Origin of the sequence: Burkholderia reimsis (assembly GCF_003294055.1) — a bacterium.
In the GTDB taxonomy this organism is placed as follows: domain Bacteria; phylum Pseudomonadota; class Gammaproteobacteria; order Burkholderiales; family Burkholderiaceae; genus Burkholderia; species Burkholderia cepacia.
The window spans coordinates 168,902-188,045 of the sequence record NZ_QMFZ01000002.1 but is presented as its reverse complement, the minus strand read 5'-3'; the positions used below and the strand labels follow the sequence as shown (position 1 = coordinate 188,045).

General features: G+C 65.5%; 18 protein-coding genes and 1 pseudogene. 12 read left to right on the top strand and 7 right to left on the bottom strand.

The window, feature by feature from the left end:
• Positions 1–75 precede the first annotated feature (75 nt).
• The gene (locus DPV79_RS03785; RefSeq protein WP_021163709.1) at positions 76–960 is read left to right on the top strand and encodes a LysR family transcriptional regulator; all 885 of its coding nucleotides are present in this window, start codon (positions 76–78) and stop codon (positions 958–960) included.
• Between the two features lie 75 nt (positions 961–1,035).
• Here DPV79_RS03785 and DPV79_RS03780 read toward each other — a convergent pair whose 3' ends face one another.
• From DPV79_RS03780 to DPV79_RS03765, 4 genes are read right to left on the bottom strand one after another with little or no spacing between them, the layout of a single operon-like run.
• On the bottom strand, positions 1,036–1,500 hold the full coding sequence (locus tag DPV79_RS03780) for a hypothetical protein (protein WP_048021176.1): 465 nt from the start codon (positions 1,498–1,500) through the stop codon (positions 1,036–1,038).
• Positions 1,501–1,560: 60 nt separating this feature from the next.
• On the bottom strand, positions 1,561–2,778 hold the full coding sequence (locus DPV79_RS03775) for a patatin-like phospholipase family protein (RefSeq protein WP_021163707.1): 1,218 nt from the start codon (positions 2,776–2,778) through the stop codon (positions 1,561–1,563).
• Positions 2,775–3,560 (bottom strand): 3-hydroxybutyrate dehydrogenase, encoded by a 786-nt coding sequence (locus DPV79_RS03770; protein WP_113044818.1) that lies wholly within the window; start codon positions 3,558–3,560, stop codon positions 2,775–2,777. Before DPV79_RS03770 ends, DPV79_RS03775 begins: the two co-directional genes overlap by 4 nt.
• Before the next feature lie 52 nt (positions 3,561–3,612).
• Positions 3,613–4,353, bottom strand: coding sequence for an acetoacetate decarboxylase (locus tag DPV79_RS03765; protein ID WP_021157498.1), 741 nt, complete (start codon positions 4,351–4,353; stop codon positions 3,613–3,615).
• A 443-nt stretch (positions 4,354–4,796) separates the two neighbouring features.
• Between DPV79_RS03765 and DPV79_RS03755 the strand changes: the two genes are divergently transcribed.
• Positions 4,797–5,378, top strand: coding sequence for an undecaprenyl-diphosphatase (locus tag DPV79_RS03755; protein ID WP_059489788.1), 582 nt, complete (start codon positions 4,797–4,799; stop codon positions 5,376–5,378).
• Positions 5,379–5,402: 24 nt separating this feature from the next.
• On the opposite strand, the gene DPV79_RS03750 is transcribed toward DPV79_RS03755, so the two are convergent.
• From DPV79_RS03750 to DPV79_RS03740, 3 genes are all read right to left on the bottom strand, one after another.
• Positions 5,403–5,627 (bottom strand): hypothetical protein, encoded by a 225-nt coding sequence (locus tag DPV79_RS03750; RefSeq protein WP_113044817.1) that lies wholly within the window; start codon positions 5,625–5,627, stop codon positions 5,403–5,405.
• A gap of 167 nt (positions 5,628–5,794) precedes the next feature.
• Positions 5,795–6,616 carry a siderophore-interacting protein gene (locus tag DPV79_RS03745; protein ID WP_165843487.1) on the bottom strand — a complete coding sequence of 274 codons (822 nt, stop codon included), beginning with the start codon at positions 6,614–6,616 and terminating at the stop codon, positions 5,795–5,797.
• A 37-nt stretch (positions 6,617–6,653) separates the two neighbouring features.
• A complete protein-coding gene (locus DPV79_RS03740; protein WP_027790182.1) occupies positions 6,654–7,367 on the bottom strand; it encodes a PadR family transcriptional regulator in 714 nt (237 codons plus the stop codon).
• Between the two features lie 304 nt (positions 7,368–7,671).
• Here DPV79_RS03740 and DPV79_RS43820 point away from each other — a divergent pair.
• From DPV79_RS43820 to DPV79_RS03690, 10 genes and pseudogenes are all read left to right on the top strand, one after another.
• A pseudogene (locus tag DPV79_RS43820) lies at positions 7,672–7,791 on the top strand (transposase); the annotation flags it as partial.
• A 382-nt stretch (positions 7,792–8,173) separates the two neighbouring features.
• Positions 8,174–9,658, top strand: a complete 1,485-nt coding sequence (locus DPV79_RS03730) for a flavin monoamine oxidase family protein (protein ID WP_113044815.1) — start codon at positions 8,174–8,176, stop codon at positions 9,656–9,658.
• Positions 9,659–9,668: 10 nt separating this feature from the next.
• A complete protein-coding gene (locus tag DPV79_RS03725) occupies positions 9,669–10,328 on the top strand; it encodes a c-type cytochrome (protein ID WP_113044814.1) in 660 nt (219 codons plus the stop codon).
• Positions 10,329–10,363: 35 nt separating this feature from the next.
• Positions 10,364–11,038: a hypothetical protein gene (locus DPV79_RS03720; RefSeq protein WP_113044813.1), complete on the top strand. Its 675-nt coding sequence runs from the start codon at positions 10,364–10,366 to the stop codon at positions 11,036–11,038.
• A 73-nt stretch (positions 11,039–11,111) separates the two neighbouring features.
• Positions 11,112–11,714: a TetR/AcrR family transcriptional regulator gene (locus DPV79_RS03715; RefSeq protein ID WP_113044812.1), complete on the top strand. Its 603-nt coding sequence runs from the start codon at positions 11,112–11,114 to the stop codon at positions 11,712–11,714.
• A gap of 244 nt (positions 11,715–11,958) precedes the next feature.
• Positions 11,959–12,792 carry a phytanoyl-CoA dioxygenase family protein gene (locus DPV79_RS03710; protein WP_113044811.1) on the top strand — a complete coding sequence of 278 codons (834 nt, stop codon included), beginning with the start codon at positions 11,959–11,961 and terminating at the stop codon, positions 12,790–12,792.
• A gap of 16 nt (positions 12,793–12,808) precedes the next feature.
• A complete protein-coding gene (locus DPV79_RS03705) occupies positions 12,809–13,222 on the top strand; it encodes a RidA family protein (RefSeq protein WP_113044810.1) in 414 nt (137 codons plus the stop codon).
• Between the two features lie 214 nt (positions 13,223–13,436).
• Complete coding sequence (locus DPV79_RS03700; RefSeq protein WP_113044809.1) at positions 13,437–14,804, top strand: DUF1329 domain-containing protein; 1,368 nt, start codon at positions 13,437–13,439, stop codon at positions 14,802–14,804.
• 78 nt (positions 14,805–14,882) lie between these two features.
• Positions 14,883–16,727 (top strand): DUF1302 domain-containing protein, encoded by a 1,845-nt coding sequence (locus DPV79_RS03695; RefSeq protein WP_113044808.1) that lies wholly within the window; start codon positions 14,883–14,885, stop codon positions 16,725–16,727.
• A gap of 56 nt (positions 16,728–16,783) precedes the next feature.
• Positions 16,784–19,144, top strand: a complete 2,361-nt coding sequence (locus DPV79_RS03690; RefSeq protein WP_113044807.1) for an efflux RND transporter permease subunit — start codon at positions 16,784–16,786, stop codon at positions 19,142–19,144.

Below are 19,144 nucleotides of genomic sequence, written 5' to 3'. Positions count from 1 at the left end.
CCACCGAGCGCCTAGAATAGAAAAAGTTGAATTTACTGACCATCAGATTCAGTTTTCTTGAACGAGGGGTGGAGAATGCGGGAGATCAGCCTGGACCGCCTGCGCACGCTGGTCGCCATCGCGGACCAAGGGTCCTTTGTCGCCGCGGCGCAACTGCTTCACCTCGCGCCGCCGACCGTCAGCCTTCACGTTGCCGAACTGGAGAGTCGCATCGGCGCGCCGTTGCTGTCCCGCACGCGCGGAAACGTGCGGCCGTCGCCCATCGGTGAAGTGCTGGTCGAGCGCGCGCGCCGCCTGCTGGCCGAGGTCGAATCCACGCTGGACGACGTGCAGCGACAGGTGCAGGGGTTGACCGGGCGCGTGCGCCTCGGCGCATCGACCGGGGCGATCGCGCACCTGCTGCCGCAGGCGGTGGCCCGCTTGCGCGAGCAGCATCCGGACATCGATGTCCAGATCGCGGTGCTCACGTCGCACGACACGCTGGCGCGCATCGCGCAGGGCACGCTCGATGTCGGGCTGGTAGCGCTGCCGCAGACGGCCGTCGCGGGGCTGTCGATCCGCGCGTGGCGGCGCGATCCGGTGATGGCGTTTCTGCCGGCGGACTGGCCGCTTCCGGCGCGCGTGACGCCCGGCTATCTGGCCGCCCGCCCGCTGATTCTCAACGATGCGACCACCCGCCTGTCACGGCTGACGACGGAATGGTTTGCGCTCGGCGGCCATCGGCCGGAGCCGCGGATCGAACTCAACTACAACGATGCGATCAAGAGCCTGGTCGCCGCGGGTTACGGCGCGACGCTGCTGCCGCACGAGGCGGGCGCCCCGCTACCCGATGCGCGCATCGTCATGCGGGCGTTGCGCCCGGCGTTATGGCGTGAACTTGGGATCGCCCATCGGGCGGGGCCGGTCGAGCGGGCGACCCAGCATGTACTCGATGCGTTGTGGGCGCTCGGCGCGCGATAGCGCACCGGCATGCAGGCCAGGCGGCGCGGCTGTTCATGCGTGCATGCCGCGCCCGTGCATCCACGGCATGCCGTCTCAAAGCCGGTTGTCCTTCGCGAGCGTCAGCACGCGCGCCCAGCGTTGCGCGTCGCGCTTGTCCATCATCGGCAGCTTCCATTCGCTGCGCACGCCATCGCGCACGTGCACGACGAGATGCCAGCGGCCGCCGATCGGCGCAGCCTGGCAGCCGTCGAGCTGCGACAGCGTATAGCGGCCGTCCGCGCCGTCGTGCGACAGCCACAGCAGCCCCTGCGTCGCGGACACGCGCAGCTCGCCCCACGCGCGATGCACGACGTGGGTCCAGCCTTCTTCCTTCGTATTCGGTGCGATGTCGCGGCGGCGCTTGATCCACCAGGCGACCAGCGCGATCAGGATCGCGGCGGCGAGCACGGCGGCCGCGATCGCGACCGGCTGGCCGAACTGCGCGGCGATGACGTGAAACAGGTGAACCGCGCCCCATCCGGCAGCGATGAGCGCGAACAGTGCAATGAAAATCGGCATGTCTGATCGGGGAAGAGGACGGACCGGCGCATGCATCGCGCCGATCCGTCGCGCACGGCATTACCGTTTGCGGTGAATGTCGTGCGTCACGAAGCCCGCGTCGTTGTTGGGCAGCGCGAGGCCGTCCTTGACTGCAAGCGTCTTGCGGATGTCGTCGAGACCCGCGGACCAGTGGTCACGCATCGTCGACAGACCGAACTGATAGTCCTTGTAGTGATGCTCGTACGCCTTCTGCTGGTAGATCAGGTGCTGGATGTTGTACTTCTTGCTGGACGACATCGCATCGGCCTCGACGCACCAGGGATCCGCCTTGCGCTGCTCTTCCGGCACCTGCTCGAGCACGTGGCGCAGCACGTTGCGGTAGCGCTGTTCGCGCTGCAGCGTGTCGGTCACGAAGCGCGTGCGGCTCGAATACTGCACGTCCTTCGTGCGCTCGGCGACGTCGGCCATCGTGCGCGGCAGCGGCCCGCGCGCGCTCCACAGGTCGACCTGGAACGCGAGCGTGTCGCGGCGCGGCCGTGCGCGGAGCACTTCCATCAGCGGCGTGTTCGACACGACACCGCCGTCCCAGTAGTACTCGCCGTCGATCTCGACCGGCGGGAACGCGGGCGGCAGCGCGCCGGACGCCATGAAATGCTCGGGTGCCAGGCGGATGCGCGAGTTGTCGAAGTACACGAAGTTGCCGGTGCCGACGTTGACCGCGCCCACCGACACGCGCGTTTCGCCCGAATTGATCCGGTCGAAATCGCACAGCTTCAGCAGCGTCGCGCGCAATTGCGACGTGTCGTACCAGCTGATCTTCTCCGGATGATCCGACACGCCCGGCAGCGGCGGCGGGAAGCGCGGCACGAAGAAGCCCTGCTGGCCCTGCATCATCGCGCTTGCGGCCTGCGACGCGGTGAAGAACGTACGAACCTGGTCGATGCTGTTGAACAGCGCGAACTCGAATGCGGCCGGAACCGTCGGGAAGAACGCCGGCTTGCAGATCGTTTCCCAGAACTCGCGCAGCCGCTCGACGCGATGCTCGGGCGCATTGCCCGCGATCAGCGCGGTGTTGAGCGCGCCGATCGAGATACCCGCGATCCAGTCGAGCGGAATGCCCGCCTCGTGCAGCCCTTCGAACACGCCGGCCTGGTACGCGCCGAGCGCGCCGCCGCCTTGCAGCACGAGTGCAATCGTTTCGTACGGCAGCGACCGTGCGGGGACCGGTGCGCCGGCTTCGTGATGCAGGTCCGCCGCATCGACGGCCTGCTTTTCCGTGGGGGCGCGCGGCTTCACTGCATGAACCAGCCGTGGCTGACGATGAACGACTGGCCCGTGAGCGCGGCGCTCTGGAACGCCGACAGGAACAGCACCGTCTGCGCGACGTCCTGCACCGTCGTGAACACGCCGTCGACCGTATTGCCGAGCATCACCTTCTTCACCACTTCCTCTTCGCTGATCCCGAGCTCCTTCGCCTGCTCCGGAATCTGCTTGTCGACCAGCGGCGTGCGCACGAAGCCCGGACACACGACGTGCGAGCGCACGTTGTGCTTCGCGCCTTCCTTCGCCAGCACGCGGGCCAGGCCGAGCAGCCCGTGCTTGGCCGTCACGTACGCCGACTTCAGCGGCGACGCTTCGTGCGAGTGCACCGAACCCATGTAGATCACGACACCGCCGCGATCGTCCTTGTACATGTGCTTGAGTGCGGCCTTGGTCGTCAGGAATGCACCGTCGACGTGGATCGCCTGCATCTTCTTCCAGTCGGAGAACGAATAGTTCTCGATCGGGTTGACGATCTGGATGCCCGCGTTCGACACGAGGATGTCGACCGAGCCGAACGTTTCGGCCACCTTGTCGATACCGCTGTTCACGGCTTCCTCGTTCGTTACGTCCATCGCGACGCCGATCGCCTTGCCGCCCGCCTTGACGATCTCGTCGGCAACGGCGTTCGCGCCGTCCTGGTTCAGGTCGGCGATCGCGACGGCCGCGCCCGCTTTCGCGAGCTCGAGTGCGATTTCCTTGCCGATGCCGCTCGCGGCGCCCGTGACGACTGCGGTCTTGCCATTCAGGTTGCTCATGTTCGAATTCCCGTGGTGAAAGGTTTGACAGGGAGAAAGGACTGCGGACGTGTTACTGAGCCAGGTAATCGTAGACGACTTCGCCGAGGCCGAGCGTCAAATCCGCGACGATGTGCCGGGCTTCGACGATCTCGAGCACGGGCAGGTCGGCTACCGGCGCGAGCGCGTGCGGCGCCAGCTCGAGCGATGCGGGGCCCGTCCACGCGCCCTTCATCTTGATGTCCTGCATGTAGTAGCGCACCAGTTCGCAGACGCGTGCGGTGCCGTCGACGTGCGGGATGATCTTCAGCAGGAAATTGGGGCCGGCAAGACGCTTCGTCTGCTCGTCGATGTCGAGTTCCTTGTGCTTGTAGCCCATCGTGCCGGTCGCGACGCGCACCTTGCCGTAGTCGAGCGTGCCGAGGAGGTGGTCGGTGTTCACGTGCAGCGTGGGCGATGCGAGTTTCTTCGGGAAGCCCCACAGTTCGCGGCCGCCGGCGATCGGCGGGTGATCGTCGAGATACATCGCGAGCGTATAGCCGCCCGGCTGGCCGTTGTATTCGACGGGAATGACCTGGCCGCTTTCGGTGTAATCGCCGAAGCCGGTCGAATCGGCCATGCGGATGAATTCGTAATGCACGAGCGGCTCGGTGACCTGCAGCGGCTCGGGGACGATTTCGCGGAGACGGTCCGGATCGGTGCGATACGTGATGATCAGGAACTCACGATCGACGAAACGGTAAGGGCCCATCGGGAAGGCAGGGCTGGTCAACGGCATCGCAAACGCTTTCGATCGGACATCGCTGGGTTTCATGCGGACTCCTTGTTGTTGATCGCTTCGTGGATGAGTGCTCGTAAGCTCGTAATCCTATGCCTGTGCGTTGCCGTTGTGCGATGCCGCATATGGAATTAATTGTTGCCGATTTCGTAGAATTCGACGCGTAAATATTGAGATGAATGATGCAAACGGCCTGGACGGCACCCGGCGTTCCGATATTCGCATGCATCGATGACGTCACGATGTGAAAAAGGTGAGCCTTTCCGGGATGGTAGGTGAGCTTTTCCGGGAGGCGGTCGCTCGGGAATGTGACAATTGTGTGAACTTGTGCTGCAGTGCAGGCTCTAAGTGCGTTCGCCGCGGCGGGCTTCGTCGCGTGCGACTGCCGCATTAAGCATCGCTTAAGCGGGAGCGCCCTAGCATCGTTCGTATCAGGCCGGGCAACCGGCCGAGTTTTTACGCCCCACGCAACCGGATTCATGCAGACCCTCAATCTCACCCTTTTTTCCGCCATCAACGCCGGGGTTGCGCCGCAGCCGGGCGTTGCCCGCCTCGCCATCTTCGCCGCCGACTGGCTCGTCTATGCGCTGCCCGCGATGCTGCTGCTGACCTGGATCTTCGGCGCACGCACGACGCGGCGCCAGGCGATCGAGGCCGGTGTCGGCGTGTGCGTGGCGCTCGCGCTCGCGCAGGTCATCGGGCATTTCTGGTTCTCGCCGCGTCCGTTCATGGCCGGCGTCGGCACGCAACTGATTCCGCATGCGCCGGACAGCTCGTTTCCGAGCGATCACATGACGTTCGCGTGGAGCATGGCAGTCGGGTTGATGCTCGGCGGCACGACCCGGCTCACCGGGTTCGTGATGGCCGCGTTGGCCGCGGCGATTGCATGGGGGCGTATCTATGCGGGCGTGCACTGGCCGTTCGACATGGCGGGCGGCGTGCTGGTCGGCACGGCCGGCGCGCTGGCCGCGCACCTGTACGGACAACGCGCGACCGCGCTGCTCGAACGGCTCGGCGATTCGGTGCATGCAGTCGTGATGGGGCGCCGGCACGCGCCGTAAGCGGGGGGATCGGGCCGGACGCCGTCAGCCGGGTGTCCTGGCCGGTTCAGCCGATGCGGATGGCCCGCCCCCCGCATCGTGCAGTTCGGGCGTATCGGCCGGATGTTGCGCGGCGTCGCGGTCGAGCGCGCTTTCCTTCAGGATCGCGCACATCGCGACGAACAGCACAAGTACCACCGCGGCAAGGCCGCAATAGCCGGCGATCTTCAGGTTGCGAAGGAAAGGCGAAGCGGGGCTTTCTTTTGTCATGACCGGACGCTCCTGGGCAGGCTGCGACGGCTGTCGCCCGACAGCGGCGTCGCACACACAGATATATACCAGTCGCGATAGCGGTGCCAAGCCCGCTGGTGCGCCGACGCGACGATTGTGTCATCCGCCGGTCAACCGGGTACGCCTTTGACGGCTACCCGCATCCGTCAGTCTTCCAGGGTTTCGTGCACGGCCGCCGCGCCGCGCTTCCAGTAGGCCGCCGCGCGGATGCGCGATTTGTCGACGCCGCGCTCGCCGGTCAGGTGCTGGCGTACCGCGCGCATCGACAGCGCTTCGCCTGCCGCCCACACGTAGCCGTCGCCGGACGGCGGCAGCGGCAGGTCGCGCACGGCATTCAGCAGCACGTCGCCGTTTGCGGCGTCGGCTTCGGCGCGGAAGCGCCAGATTTCATGCACGTCGGCGCGCGTGTCGAACGCGATCTGCGCGGTGCGATCCGCGACTTCCATCACGACGGCCGCGCGTGCACCGGCCGGCAATTCCTCAAGGCGCCGCGCGACCGCCGGCAGCGCCGTATCGTCGCCGATCAGCAGGTGCCAGTCGAAACCGGTCGGGACAACGAACGAACCGCGCGGACCGCCGATGCCGAGCCATTGGCCGACGCGTGCCTGTGCGGCCCACTGCGACGCGGGGCCCGGGTGGTTCAGCACGAATTCCAGATCGAGTTCGCGGGCGGCGCGGTCGAAGCGGCGCGGCGTGAAGTCGCGCGCGACCGGCCTCGGTTCGCCTTCCGGAAACTCCGGACCGTTCGCGCCGAGCGTCGGCATCGCAGGCCGTTCGGCGCCGGGCGGCGGGAAAAATACCTTCACGTGATCGTCGAACGACGCGGATTCGAAATCCGCGAGATCGGGGCCGCCGAGCGTGACGCGCAGCAGGTGCGGCGTCACGGCGTGCACGCGCAGGACCTGCAGCAAGCGGAACTTGAGGGTGTGGCGCACGCGGGTCACGGTGCGCTCGGATGTGTTCTGCATCAATCCGTTCTCCTGAGGTTTGACGGGGCGGCGCGGATCACGCGCCGGTGCCGCCTTCGATTTCGGCCGTCGCGCGGCGCAAGATGGCCGCGACGCGGCGCTGTTCATCCGGGCCGGCTGCGCTCTTGTGCAGCAACGCGCGCTTGAGTGCGAGGCGCGCCTCGACGAACTCCGGCAGCCAGCCTGCTTGCGTTTCGTCCTGCGTTTCGTTGCCCGCCGATTCCCCGGCGAACGCACGGCGCATGAACTCCATCTTGCGCGCGAGGTGCGTGAGGCGTGCGAACAGCGTGTCGACCCGTTCGCGCTGGGCGTCGAGATGGGTGCGGCCGGCGTCGGTCAGTGCATACCGCTTGCGGTTGCCTTCCGCCTGCGACGCGACGAAGCCGACTTCTTCGAGATACGTGAGCGCCGGATACACCATGCCGGGGCTCGGGCTGTAGAAACCGTTCGAACGCGTGTCGAGCGCCTTGATCAGCTCGTAGCCGTGGCTCGGTTGCTCGGCGACGAGCGCAAGCAACAGCAACTGGAGATCGTCGGAGCTGAACTGGCGGCCGCGTGGCATGCCGTCGTCGCCGAAATCTCCAAAGCCGCCGCGCCCGCCACGGCCGCCGAACGGGCCGCCACCACCGAACGGATCGTGGCCGCGCCGGTGGCGGCCAATCGCGTACCAGAGACCGGTGAACCAGTCAGGGCGGGCATGCGCACCATGACCGTCGCTTCGGGCATGGCCGCGGGAAGGGTTGTGTCGCATGATCGTGTCCTATATGTCGGAAAACATATCTAAAGATATATATCGAAAGATAGGTCGTCAAGGGGATTTATTGGGGATGGATGGTGGTGGGCGGCAAAAAGTGACCTCTTTGTAGGGTCTCAATGATTGTGAGCTTTTTCTCATATATTGATTCATCGAATCAATAGTCAAAAACTATTCAAGAGTCGGCATCGCGTGCTATCCCGACTCGTTCGGTTTTCGACAACGAAACGATCCATGGCCACGGCTGTATTAGATTCGCGGCTGGTTCATAACGCGGTAAGAGTAATGCAGCGGGGAGGTATGGCTTCCTTGCGACGGCGGTCTCAAGACGCGCGGCTGCCAGGACATCCTGATTACCGTGGTCGATGGCCTGGAGGGGCTCACCGAAGTCATCCGCGTGACCTATTCGCGAATCCCGGTTGCGCCCCACGCATGAATTGGCATCTTGTGCGTCGAAGCGGCAATATTTTTACTTTCCATAGCCTTTCAAATGCGTGGCAAGGTACTGTATGACAGGGGAATACCCTGTCTTTTTTTTTCGATCATGTTTTATGTATCATGACCTAACTTTTGTAACATTTACTAATTCAGGGCGCCAGAAAATCCTTATCGGTATGGGGCAGTACGGCGCGTGTACATGCAGGAATGCGAACCGGATTAGCGCCCCCGTCAAGGGCAGGCGGCCCGGTGGCAGGTGAAGCGGATCGGGATCGCATCCTGTCTTCAGACTCCGCGCGAACGATGGCCGCCTGCCGCCAGGGCAGCCGGAGTTCGCGCCCCAATGCAGGCGTCATTCACAGATCATGTCCAGGAAGTCATCCATCAGCGGGGCGGCCGACCTGCAGCGCAGGCAGTGGCTCAAGGTTGCCGGTGCATCGGTCGCGGCGGGCGGTCTCGCACTCGGCGCCGCGCGGGCGAAGGCCGATGCGGCGCCTGCCGCCGGGAACGACAGCGACGTGCTCGATGTCGCGATCGTCGGCGCCGGGCTGGCGGGCCTGACGGCCGCGCGCGACCTGCGCTACGCCGGCTGCGAATCCGTCGTCGTGCTCGAGGCGCGCGACCGCGTGGGCGGCCGCACGCTGAACTACGACGTGGGCGGCGGCTTCGTGACCGAAGTCGGCGGCCAGTGGATCGGCCCGGGCCAGACGGCGGTCGCCGATCTTGCTCGCGAGCTGGAAGTCGGCACGTTCCCGAGCTACTACGCGGGCAAGACCGTGATTCTCGGCGGCGACGGGCGCGCCGAGATCGACCTGGAGGGCACCTTCGGCACCGACGAGGCCGTCGCGGCGAAACTGAGCAGGTTGTCGCGCGACGTGCCGTCGGGCGCGCCGTGGACGTCGCCCAAGGTCGGCGAACTCGACCGACTGTCGGTCGGCGACTGGCTCGCGACGCAGGGCATCAAGGCGGAAGACCGGATGGGCTGGAACGCGTCGATCTCGCTGTCGGGCGGCGTCGCGCCGGCGAAGATGGGGCTGCTGCACTTCCTGTCGATGATCAACTCCGCCGATTGCGATTACGCGCAGCTCGATTCGATCAAGCACAGCGCGCAGGAAACCCGCTTCGTCGGCGGCTCGCAGATCCTCAGCATCCGGATGGCGCAGCAACTGGGCGACAAGGTGCGGCTGTCGTCGCCGGTGCGGCGGATCGTCGGCTGGGATCGCGATGTCGTGATGCTGGAAACCGATCGCGGCACGGTGCGCGCGAAAAAGGTCGTGATGGCGCTTCACCCGGCGCTGTGTCATCAGGTGCAGTTCGATCCGCCGCTGCCTGAAAAGCGCCACGCGTTGCAGCGTGCGTGGCCGGCCCATTCGCCGGCGCGCAAGACCGCGATGGTCTACCGCCGCCCGTTCTGGCGCGACAAGGGCTTGAACGGCCACATCTTCCAGACCGACGGGCCGGTGTTCTGGGCTTACGACAATTCACCGCCGGGCGGCGAGATCGGCGTGATCAACGCGTTCGTCCGGAATGCGTTGGTGCCGTCGGATCCGCAGGCCGCGAAGCAGATGCACATGGATCTCTATGCGCAGGCGTGGGGCGACGAAGCGCGCGCGCCGGTGTCGTACCACGATCGTGACTGGGGGCTCGCCGACCCGTGGACGCTCACGTGCGTATCGGCGATCCCGCCCGGCTTCTGGAGCGCGCACGGCGAAGCGCTGCGTGCGCCGTGCGGCAACCTGATCTGGTCGGGCACCGAGACCGCGAACATCTGGGCCGGCTACATGGACGGCGCCGTGCGCTCCGGTCACCAAAGCGCGCTTCAGGCGCTGAATGCGCTGCGTCATGTTTAGGATAACGAAGATGAAGAAACGGCTTTTATTGCTCACGGCGATGGTGACGATCGGTGCGTTGCTGGCCCTCTACGGCCCGACGTTGCTCGGCTTCTATCGCCTGCAGCGCCATATCGATGCGGCCGCGCAAGCCGATGACGCTGACGGCGGCCCGTGGCCGCGCGTGACAGACGCGTGCATGGGCTGCCACGGCGTGAAGGGCACGTCGCTCAGCCAGGCGTATCCGAGCCTTGCCGGCCAGCCGGCGCAATACCTGGCCGCGCAGCTTCGCGCATTTGCGGGCGGGCAGCGCACGAACCCGACGATGGGCCCGCTCGCGATGACGATGAGCGAAGCCGAGATCACCCGCCTGGCCGGTTATTACGCGAAGCAGGCGCCGCTGGACAACCGCTATTTCAAGCCGGATGCACGACTACGTACGAAAGGCGAGCAATTGGTAACGGGCGGCGCGTGTGCGGCCTGCCACGGTGCGCGGCTGACGGGGCAGGCGCAGTTCCCGCGGCTGGCCGGGCAGGGATACGACTACCTGCTTGCGCAGCTCGACGCGTTCGCGACCGGCTCGCGCAGCGAGGCGACCGGCACGATGCAGCGCGTCGCGCAGGCGATGTCGGCAGATGACCGCGCGGCGGTGGCAACCTATCTCGCGAGCCTCAGCTCCGCCAGGCAGTGAATCAACGGCAGCAATCGACTTCGGGAGTTCGAACCATGGATCACAGATCACTTGTCCTTTGTCTTTCCAGCGCGACGCTTGCGATGACGACCGGCCTCTATGGCTTCAAGTTCGTGCGCAAGCGCAACTTCCTGATCGGTATCGAGTGGTGGATCGTGACGATATCCGCGTCCAATGCCGTGATCTTCTTCGCGACCGAATCGCCGGTGTCGTACTTCATTTCGCACTTTCTGGACGCGTTCTCGCGCGGCTTCGGGATGCCGGTGATCGCGGTCGCCGGCCTGATGGCCGTCACGCACGGCTACCGGCCGTCGATGCGGCAGGACGTGACGCTGTTCGTGCTCGCGACGCTCGGGACGGTCGCGCTCGTGGCCGGCGTGTTGCAGCACGCGCTGCCGTACTTCTACGTGGCGATGTGGACACTGATGTCGATCTATCTCGCCGGTTTCGTGTGGCGGCTCGTGCGCGCCGGCCACGCGCTCCATGCGCTGACGACGACGCTCGCGCTCGTCGCCTCGCAGGCGATCGCGTGCATCTACGATTTCTACAAGATCCCGGGCGAGGAAACCAACGTCGTGTTCAATTTCTATGTACTGGCACTGCTGACCTGGTCGTACCTGACCGTCGCGCTCTATTACGCATATTGCGCACTGGAGCGAGACGCCGGACGCAGCAGTGCGAACGCGCGCATCTTGTCGTATCCGAAATGAGTAGTTATACCGAGGACGTGGAGACGGCTCGCACCACTTGCTGGTCCGGCTGCGGCGATTGCGGGGCGCGCGGATGGACCGGGTCCGCCTGACCCGCGCGGAGCGGCGCGATGCGACGCGCGAACGCCTGCTCGGCGCCGCGCGCGCGATCCTCGCGGAGAAAGGCTATGCGGCCGCGAGCGTGGAGGATATTGCAGCGGCGGCCGGGCATACGCGCGGCGCATTCTACTCGAACTTCCGCGACAAGGCCGACGTGCTGTTCGAGCTGCTGCGCCGCGATCGGGACGAGGCTGCCGCGGCATTGCAGCGGATCGTCGGTTCGCACGATCCGGTCGACGATGCGCAGCGCGCGATGCTCGCGTATTGGCGAAGGGGCACGACCCAGCCTGCAGTGCACCTGATGTGGCTCGACGCGCAGTTCCAGGCGGCGCGCGATCCGCGGTTCCGTGCGCGCTTCGGCGCGTTGCTAAGAGACCGCCAGGCACTCGCGGCCGCGTGCATCGACGCGTATGCCGCGCGGGCCGGCGTGTCTTTGCCGTTGCCCACGCCGGTGCTGGCGCTCGGCCTGACCGCGCTGTGCGACGGCATGCAATCGCACGGCGCAGTCGATGCGCTGGCCGATGCGGTACTGGTTGGCTTCATCACGCACACGGTGTTCGACCACTTGCGCGGATGAAGGCGCGAAGAAACTGAGGTCGTGCGTTGTCGTGCACTTGTATGAAGGCCGAAAGCCGGTTGTCATGACGGGCCGGCGGCGGGCGGCGACGCTCGGTCGATCATGCAGACGAAACAGGGAATACCCCGTCTTTTTCTTTTAATTATTTTTGTCATGATGACCTAACATAGTCATCATGTTCTACTGATGTGCCGGCAGTGAAGACGAACCGCCGGTTGAGGCTGAACGAATCGGGAGATAGACGATGGATGCAATGAAGCGAAAGGCGTTCTTCGAGGACGGAGCCGTGCTCGTCGAAGGGGTGCTCAACGACGAACAACTCGCGCAATGCCGCGCGGTGTTCGACTGGGGAATGGAGAATCCGGGCCCGATGGCGACGACGCTGCTCGACGGCACCGAATACAAGTCGCACAACGACAACGCGAACCCGTATGCGAAGGAGCGGCTCGACGCGCTGGTCGGCACGCTGCCGTTCGGGCAGCTGTTCGCCGACCTGTGGGGTTCGAAGCACGTGTGGTACTTCGCCGAGGAGCTGTTCATGAAGGGCGGCGGCAAGAGCGCACGCTCGCCGTGGCACCAGGACACGTCGTACCTGCCGTGGCAGGGCATGCACTTCGGCAACGCGTGGATCAGCTTCGAGCACGTGCCCAAGCGTAATGCGCTGGAGATCGTGCGCGGCTCGCATCACGGCGTGCGGCATGACGGCACGACGTTCCAGAACGCCGAGGATCCGACCGACCCGCTGCACGGCGGCGACGTGTGGCCGCGCCTGCCGAACATCGAGGCCGAGCGCCGCGCGGCGCCGGATGCGTACGACATCCTGTCGTGGGAAACGAAGCCGGGCGACGTGCTGCTGCTCCATCCAGGCGTGCTGCACGGCGGCGGCGCGGTCGACGCCGATTTCCCCGATCGCCATACGCTCGTGCTGCGCTTTTTCGGCGACGACGCGGTGTTCAGCCCGCTGCCCGACGAAAGCCGCTCGGGATTCACGCCGGCCGGCGTGCTGTTCGTCGAGGAACTCGCCGGGCTGAAGGCCGGCGATCCGTTCCGCGCGCCGTGTTTCCGCCAACTCGTCTGAACCGGGAGAATTCGTCATGACAGCAACTCCGAAGCGGCAATCGATCGTGCCGGCTGCGTTCCAGCCGTGGTACGACGCGTACCACTTCTCGCCGGCGACGCGCGTCGGCGACACGATCTGGGTGTCGGGCCAGGTCGGCCTCGACGCGCAGATGCAGCCGGCCGACGGCGTGCAGGCCCAGGCGCGGATCGCGTTCGAGTGCCTGAAGGCGATCCTCGAGGAAGCCGGCGCGAGCCTCGCCGATGTCGTGGAGCTCACGACTTTCCACACGGATCTGCAATGCGAGACCGAAGGCTTCGCGGCGGTCAAGGACGTGTATTTCCCCGACCGTTACCCGTCGTGGACAGCGGTCGGCGTCACGCAACTGGCGCTGCCGGGGCTGTGCGTCGAGATTCGCGCGGTGGCGGTGGCCGGCTCCGGCAAGGGCTGACGAAAGGCACGAGGGTTTTTCGCGGGATTTGCGTTCCATATAAATCGTAGTCCTAACGAAAAAGTAACGGGATAGCAGTCGATTGGCACGAGGCCGGCCGGGACCCCGGCCGGCCTCGATCAGGGCGCGACGTCATCGTCGATTGACGACGACGATCGAAACAAATGCGTTTCGTCCGGGATGGGCGAGCGAAGGCGGAGCAGGAAGGAGAACCATGATGAAGAAGCATCGTTTCTGGACCACGTCCGCGATCGCGGCCGCTGCATGTGTCGCGATCGGCACCGCCGTCGCGGCGGACGACTTGACACCGGCCGGCGCCGATCGTGCGGCGAGCAAGGACGGCGCGGTGCCGGCTTATGCGGGCAAGCAGTCGCCCGACGCCGGCTGGGAGTGGGGCAAGGTACGCGGCGATTTCTGGAAGCATCGCAACGAGAAGCCGCTCTATTCGATCGACGCGGCGAACGTCGACAAGTATGCGGACAAGCTGTCGCCCGGCCAGGTCGCGCTGATCAAGCAGAAGAAGGGCTATCGGATGGACGTCTACCCGTCCCACCGCGAATGCCAGTTGCCGGATGCCGCCGAGCAGAACTCGAAGGCGAACCTCACGGCCGCGAAGCTGGATGCGAGCGGCGAGAACCTCGCCGCGGCCGCGTTGCCGGGCGTGCCGTTCCCGCAACCGAAGAACGGCATCGAAGCGATCCTGAACTACGAGATGCGTTATCGCGGCGAAGGCGTCGAATGGGCGCAGGTCGCCACGAGCATTTCGCCGCGCCCCGGCAGCAGCGAATGGATCGACGCGGTCGGCCCGCAGACGTTCTACTTCCCGTCGGCCAAGCTCGGCAAGACCTCGCCGCAGGAGGTCGACCAGTTGAGCGCCGCCGTTTATTTCCAGATGAACTCGCCGGCCGCGCTGGCCGGGCAGGCCTTCGTTCAGCGGCAGTACTTCAACAAGGATTCGGAAACCTACTACTACTTCCCGGGACAGCGCCGCGTGCGACGCATGCCGGCCTATACGCATGACGCGCCGTTGATCGGCTTCGAGAACCAGTACCTGATCGACGAGGCCAACATGATCAACGGCTCGCTCGACCGGTTCAACTGGAAGCTGGTCGGCAAGAAGGAAATGCTCGTCCCGTACAACGCGTTCGGCATGTACCGGTTCAAGAGCAAGCTGCACGACGTCGCGACGCCCGACGGCCTCGCCGCGGCGAACCGTCGCTACGAGACGCATCGCGTGTGGGTCGTCGAAGCGACGCTGAAGCCGAGCGCGCGGCACGTCGCGTCGAAGAAGGTGTTCTATCTCGACGAAGACAGCTGGCTCGCGCTCGTCGGCGAGGACTACGACGCGCAGGGCAAGTTGTGGAAGGTGCGGGAAAGCTACCCGATTCCGGTATGGGAGCTTGGTGGCACCTGCGACAACGAACCGCTCGCGCAGTACGACATGATCAATGGCCGCTATGTGTTCGATGCGTCGTCGATCGGTCAGGGCAAGGACATTCGCTGGTTCGGTCAGGCCGACGATCCGCGCTTCAAGCAGGATTTCTACACGGCGGAATCGCTGCGCTCGGTCAGCGAACGTTGACGGTGACCGGCTGACGGATACAAGGACCGGCGCGCGCAACGATCGTGCGCCGGCATCGAACAGGGGCGGAGGTGGATCATGGAACCGGCAAGATTGTTAAGGAATGCTACGGTATCGGTCGCGATTGCGGGCGCCGCGACGTCGAGCGCGTACGCGTATGACTTCACGTTGAACGGCGGGGCCCTGCAGGGCTCGTGGGTGTCGAACCTCACGGCCGGCGCCGGTATTCGCACCAAAAACCCGAGCTGCTCGCTCACCGGCGACCCGAACGCCTTTGGCTGCGGCGCGGGCGCGAACACCAACCAGTGGGGCTATGCGGACAACGGCGACCTGAACTATCGCAGGGGCCAACCGTTCAGCACCTACATCAGCGCGACCAGCGAGCTGCTGCTGAAGATGCCGAGCGAGGGGTTGAAGTTCATGGTGCGCGGTACCGGCATGTACGACTTCATGGCCAAGAACACGAACCGCACGCCGTTGTCGAGCACGGCCGCCGCGCAGGTCGTCTACAACGCGCAGCTGCTCGACCTGTGGGCGCAGAAGGATTTCACGATCGGCGGGCGCAACGCGCACGTGCGGCTCGGCAACCAGGTGATCAACTGGGGCGAGAGCATGTTCGCGCAGAGCGGCATCAACGCGACGAACTCCATCGACACACAAAAGCTGCTGATTCCCGGCTCGCAGCTCAAGCAGGCGCTGCTGCCCGCGCCGATGGTGAGCCTGGCAGCCGACCTGTCGCACGGGTTCAGCACCGAGGCGTACTACCAGTTCCAGTGGAACGGCAACCGCTATCCGCCGGTCGGCTCGTACTGGTCGGTGACGAACGGTTTCGGCCGAGGCGCGGAGCCGTTCACGATCAACACGAACAACCTGAACGTGATCGGCCCGAGCGCCGGCACGATCGCGAACGCGATCGGCGGATCGGGTGCGGCGGGCAACCAGGACACGCTCAATGCGATCAAGAACGGGCTCGTGAACGGCACATACGCGGGGCCGCCGTTCAACGACATCGGCCTGCCGAGTACGACGAACCTGCCGGCGAAATACCGGCCGCAGTTCGGCGTGAAGTTCAACTATTCGCCGCGCTCGTTCGACGCGAACTTCGCGTTCTACTACCTGAACTACACCGACAAGTCGCCGGTGCTCGCGTCGCTCGCGAACGGCACCGAGCAATGGTCGTATCTCGGCCGGCGCCAGTTGTTCGGCGTCAGCGCGAACTTCGGCGTCGGCCCGTGGGCGATCGGCACCGAACTGTCGTACCGGCCGCGCGATGCGGTCGCGCTGTCGAGCTGCTACGGCGCGGGCGGCCCGCTCGACCTGAACACGAACGGCGTGGCCGGCGTGGACTGCCCGCAATGGGTCGACAAGAAGAAGTTCCAGTACGACATCAACGGGCTGCTCGCGCTCACGCGCAGCGAGTATCCGTTCCTGAAGCTGCTCGGCGCCGATTCGGCCGCGCTGACGTGGGAACTGACGTGGATCTACTACCCGGGGCTGAGCCCGAGCGGCGTCACGCGCACGGTCGGCGGCCAGACCGTCACGCAGGTGCCGCAGACCGGCTACCTGCCGTGGCTGAACAACGGGTCGGCTGCCGGCTATCCGATCGGGATGGGCCAGGGTACGTCGAGCTCGGTGGGCGCGACGATCGACTTCAACTGGACCTATGACGGCACGCTGATTCCCGGCTGGCAGGTCACGCCGGGCGTGACGTTCAGCACCGGCCTGTACGGCTACACGCCGACCTTCACTGCGAACTACATGCAGGGTGCGAAGTCGCTGAACGTCTACGTGCTGTTCAACCAGAACCCGCCGAACTGGCAGGCCGGCATCAACTTCACTTCGTTCTGGGGCGGTCACAACACGGTGGGCCAGCCTTATGCGGACCGCAATTTCGTCGGCTTGTTCGTCACGCGGAATTTCTGACGGCGGCGGGTGGCAGGTGGCAGGTGGGCCACCGCAATACATGAAGGGGTAACGTCGTGCTCAATCGTCTGGTCAGTCGCCTGGAAAGGCTTTTCTTCGGTCACCGCGCGATCGTACTCGCGGCGATCGCGTTGTTCACCGTCGCGATGGCCGTGTTCGCCGTGCAACTGCGCATGGATGCCGGCTTCGAAAAGCAGATGCCGATCGGGCACGAGTACATCCGCACGTTCCAGCAATACCGGAACGACCTGCTCGGCGCGAACCGGATCACGGTGGTCGTGCGTGCGAGGCACGGGTCGATCTGGTCGAAGCAGGGGCTGACGCGGCTGTACGACGTCACGCAGGCCGTCACGTACCTGCCGAACGTCGACCGGATCGGCGTGCGCTCGTTGTGGACGCCGAACGCGTTCGTCAACGAAGTGACCGACGAAGGGTTTCGCGCCGAGCCGATCATTCCCGGCACGGTCACGCCCGACCAGTTGACGCCCGACATCGTCGCGCGGGTGCGCCGCGCGACGACGCTCGGCGGCTACGTCGGCACGCTCGTGTCGCACGGCGAGGACAGCGCGATGATCACGGCCGAGCTGAACGAGCGCGACAGCGCCGGCAAGGTGCTCGACTACGTGGCGTTCAATCACCTGCTCGAAGACAAGATCCGCAAGCCGTTCGAGGATGCCGGCTACGAGATCCAGATCATCGGCTTCGCGAAACAGATCGGCGATATCGCCGACGGCGCGACGGCCGTGCTCGGCTTCTGCGCGGTCGCGCTGCTGCTGACGACGCTCGCGGTGTACTGGTATTGCCATTCGGTGCGCTTCACGGTGCTGCTGGTCGCGTGCTCGCTGACGTCGCTCGTATGGCAGTTCGGCACCCTGAAGCTGCTCGGCTTCGGCCTCGATCCGCTCGCGGTGCTCGTGCCGTTCCTCGTGTTCGCGATCGGCGTGTCGCATGGCGTGCAGCAGGTGAACTTCATCGTCCGCGAGATCGCGCACGGGCAGAGTTCGTTCGATGCGGCGCGCCACAGCTTCAGCGGCCTGCTGATCCCCGGCGTGCTCGCGCTGATCACCGCGTTCGTGTCGTTCATCACGCTGTTGCTGATTCCGATTCCGATGGTGCGCGAGCTGGCGATCACCGCGTCGCTCGGCGTGGCCTACAAGATCGTCACGAACCTGATCCTGCTGCCCGTCGCGGCATCGTGCTTCAACTTCACGAAAACCTATGCGGACAACTCGCTGAAGCGCGCGCAGCAGCGTGCGAAACCGCTGCGCGTGCTCGCCCGCGTGGCGGAGCCGAAGTACGCGGGCGTCACCGTCGCGCTGACGGTGGCGATCTTCGCGCTCGCCGCGTGGCAAAGCCGCGATCGCGTGATCGGCACGCTGCAGCCGGGTGCGCCGGAGCTGCGCGCGGACGCGCGCTTCAACCGCGACGCGACGTCGATCGCCGGCAACTACGACATGGGCCTCGACTGGCTGACGGTGGCGATCGAATCGACCGGCAAGGCGTGCGACAACCCGGCGGTCGGCCTGTATGAGGACGACTTCTCGGCCGCGATGAAGACCGAGCCTGGCGTCGTATCGGTGCAGTCGTACTCGGCGATGCTGCGCGCGTACAACCAGGGCTACAACGAGGACTTCCCGAAGATGAACGTCGTGCCGATCGCCGCCGAGAACTACGGCGCGGTGTCGGTCGACGTGTCGCGCTTGAAGGGCTTCATGAGCCGCGACTGCGGGATGACGGCCGTGCACCTGTTCCTGACCGATCACAAGGCGACGACGATCAACCGCATCCTCAACGACGTGAAGCAGTACCGCGCGTCGCATCCGTTCCCGGGCATCACGGTGCGGCTCGCCGCAGGCAACGCGGGCGTGCTCGCCGCGACGAACGACGAAGTCGAGAAGAGCGAGCTGCCGATGATGCTCTACGTGTATGCGGCGATCCTGGTCCTCGTGTTCCTGGCCTATCGCGACTGGCGCGCGATGCTCGCCTGTTGCGTGCCGCTGTCGGTCGCGACGTTCATCGGCTACTGGTTCATGAAGGAGCTGCAGATCGGGCTGACCGTCGCGACGTTGCCGGTGATGGTGCTGGCAGTCGGCATCGGCGTCGATTACGCGTTCTACATCTACAACCGGCTGCAGGTGCATCTCGCGGGCGGACAGGACATCGTGAAGGCCGTGCAGCACGCGATGCTCGAAGTGGGCGTGGCCACGATCTTCACCGCGATCACGCTGGCGATCGGCGTCGCGACGTGGAGCTTCTCGGCGCTCAAGTTCCAGGCCGACATGGGCAAGCTGCTCGCGTTCATGTTCATCGTGAACCTGGTGATGGCGATGACCGCGCTGCCCGCGCTCGCGTCGCTGCTCGAACGCTGGTTCCCGCGCCGCAAGCCGGCCCGCGCGCCGGGCCTGTTCAGCCACTGA

Coding starts and splice junctions, on each gene's coding strand:
- DPV79_RS03770 (WP_113044818.1), bottom strand. CDS start 3,560: ATGAGCAACCTGAATGGCAAGACCGCAGTCGTCACGGGCGCCGCGAGC.
- DPV79_RS03745 (WP_165843487.1), bottom strand. CDS start 6,616: ATGCAGAACACATCCGAGCGCACCGTGACCCGCGTGCGCCACACCCTC.
- DPV79_RS03715 (WP_113044812.1), top strand. CDS start 11,112: ATGGACCGGGTCCGCCTGACCCGCGCGGAGCGGCGCGATGCGACGCGC.
- DPV79_RS03725 (WP_113044814.1), top strand. CDS start 9,669: ATGAAGAAACGGCTTTTATTGCTCACGGCGATGGTGACGATCGGTGCG.
- DPV79_RS03730 (WP_113044815.1), top strand. CDS start 8,174: ATGTCCAGGAAGTCATCCATCAGCGGGGCGGCCGACCTGCAGCGCAGG.
- DPV79_RS03720 (WP_113044813.1), top strand. CDS start 10,364: ATGGATCACAGATCACTTGTCCTTTGTCTTTCCAGCGCGACGCTTGCG.
- DPV79_RS03780 (WP_048021176.1), bottom strand. CDS start 1,500: ATGCCGATTTTCATTGCACTGTTCGCGCTCATCGCTGCCGGATGGGGC.
- DPV79_RS03695 (WP_113044808.1), top strand. CDS start 14,883: ATGGAACCGGCAAGATTGTTAAGGAATGCTACGGTATCGGTCGCGATT.
- DPV79_RS03740 (WP_027790182.1), bottom strand. CDS start 7,367: ATGCGACACAACCCTTCCCGCGGCCATGCCCGAAGCGACGGTCATGGT.
- DPV79_RS03755 (WP_059489788.1), top strand. CDS start 4,797: ATGCAGACCCTCAATCTCACCCTTTTTTCCGCCATCAACGCCGGGGTT.
- DPV79_RS03785 (WP_021163709.1), top strand. CDS start 76: ATGCGGGAGATCAGCCTGGACCGCCTGCGCACGCTGGTCGCCATCGCG.
- DPV79_RS03700 (WP_113044809.1), top strand. CDS start 13,437: ATGATGAAGAAGCATCGTTTCTGGACCACGTCCGCGATCGCGGCCGCT.
- DPV79_RS03750 (WP_113044817.1), bottom strand. CDS start 5,627: ATGACAAAAGAAAGCCCCGCTTCGCCTTTCCTTCGCAACCTGAAGATC.
- DPV79_RS03765 (WP_021157498.1), bottom strand. CDS start 4,353: ATGAAACCCAGCGATGTCCGATCGAAAGCGTTTGCGATGCCGTTGACC.
- DPV79_RS03705 (WP_113044810.1), top strand. CDS start 12,809: ATGACAGCAACTCCGAAGCGGCAATCGATCGTGCCGGCTGCGTTCCAG.
- DPV79_RS03710 (WP_113044811.1), top strand. CDS start 11,959: ATGGATGCAATGAAGCGAAAGGCGTTCTTCGAGGACGGAGCCGTGCTC.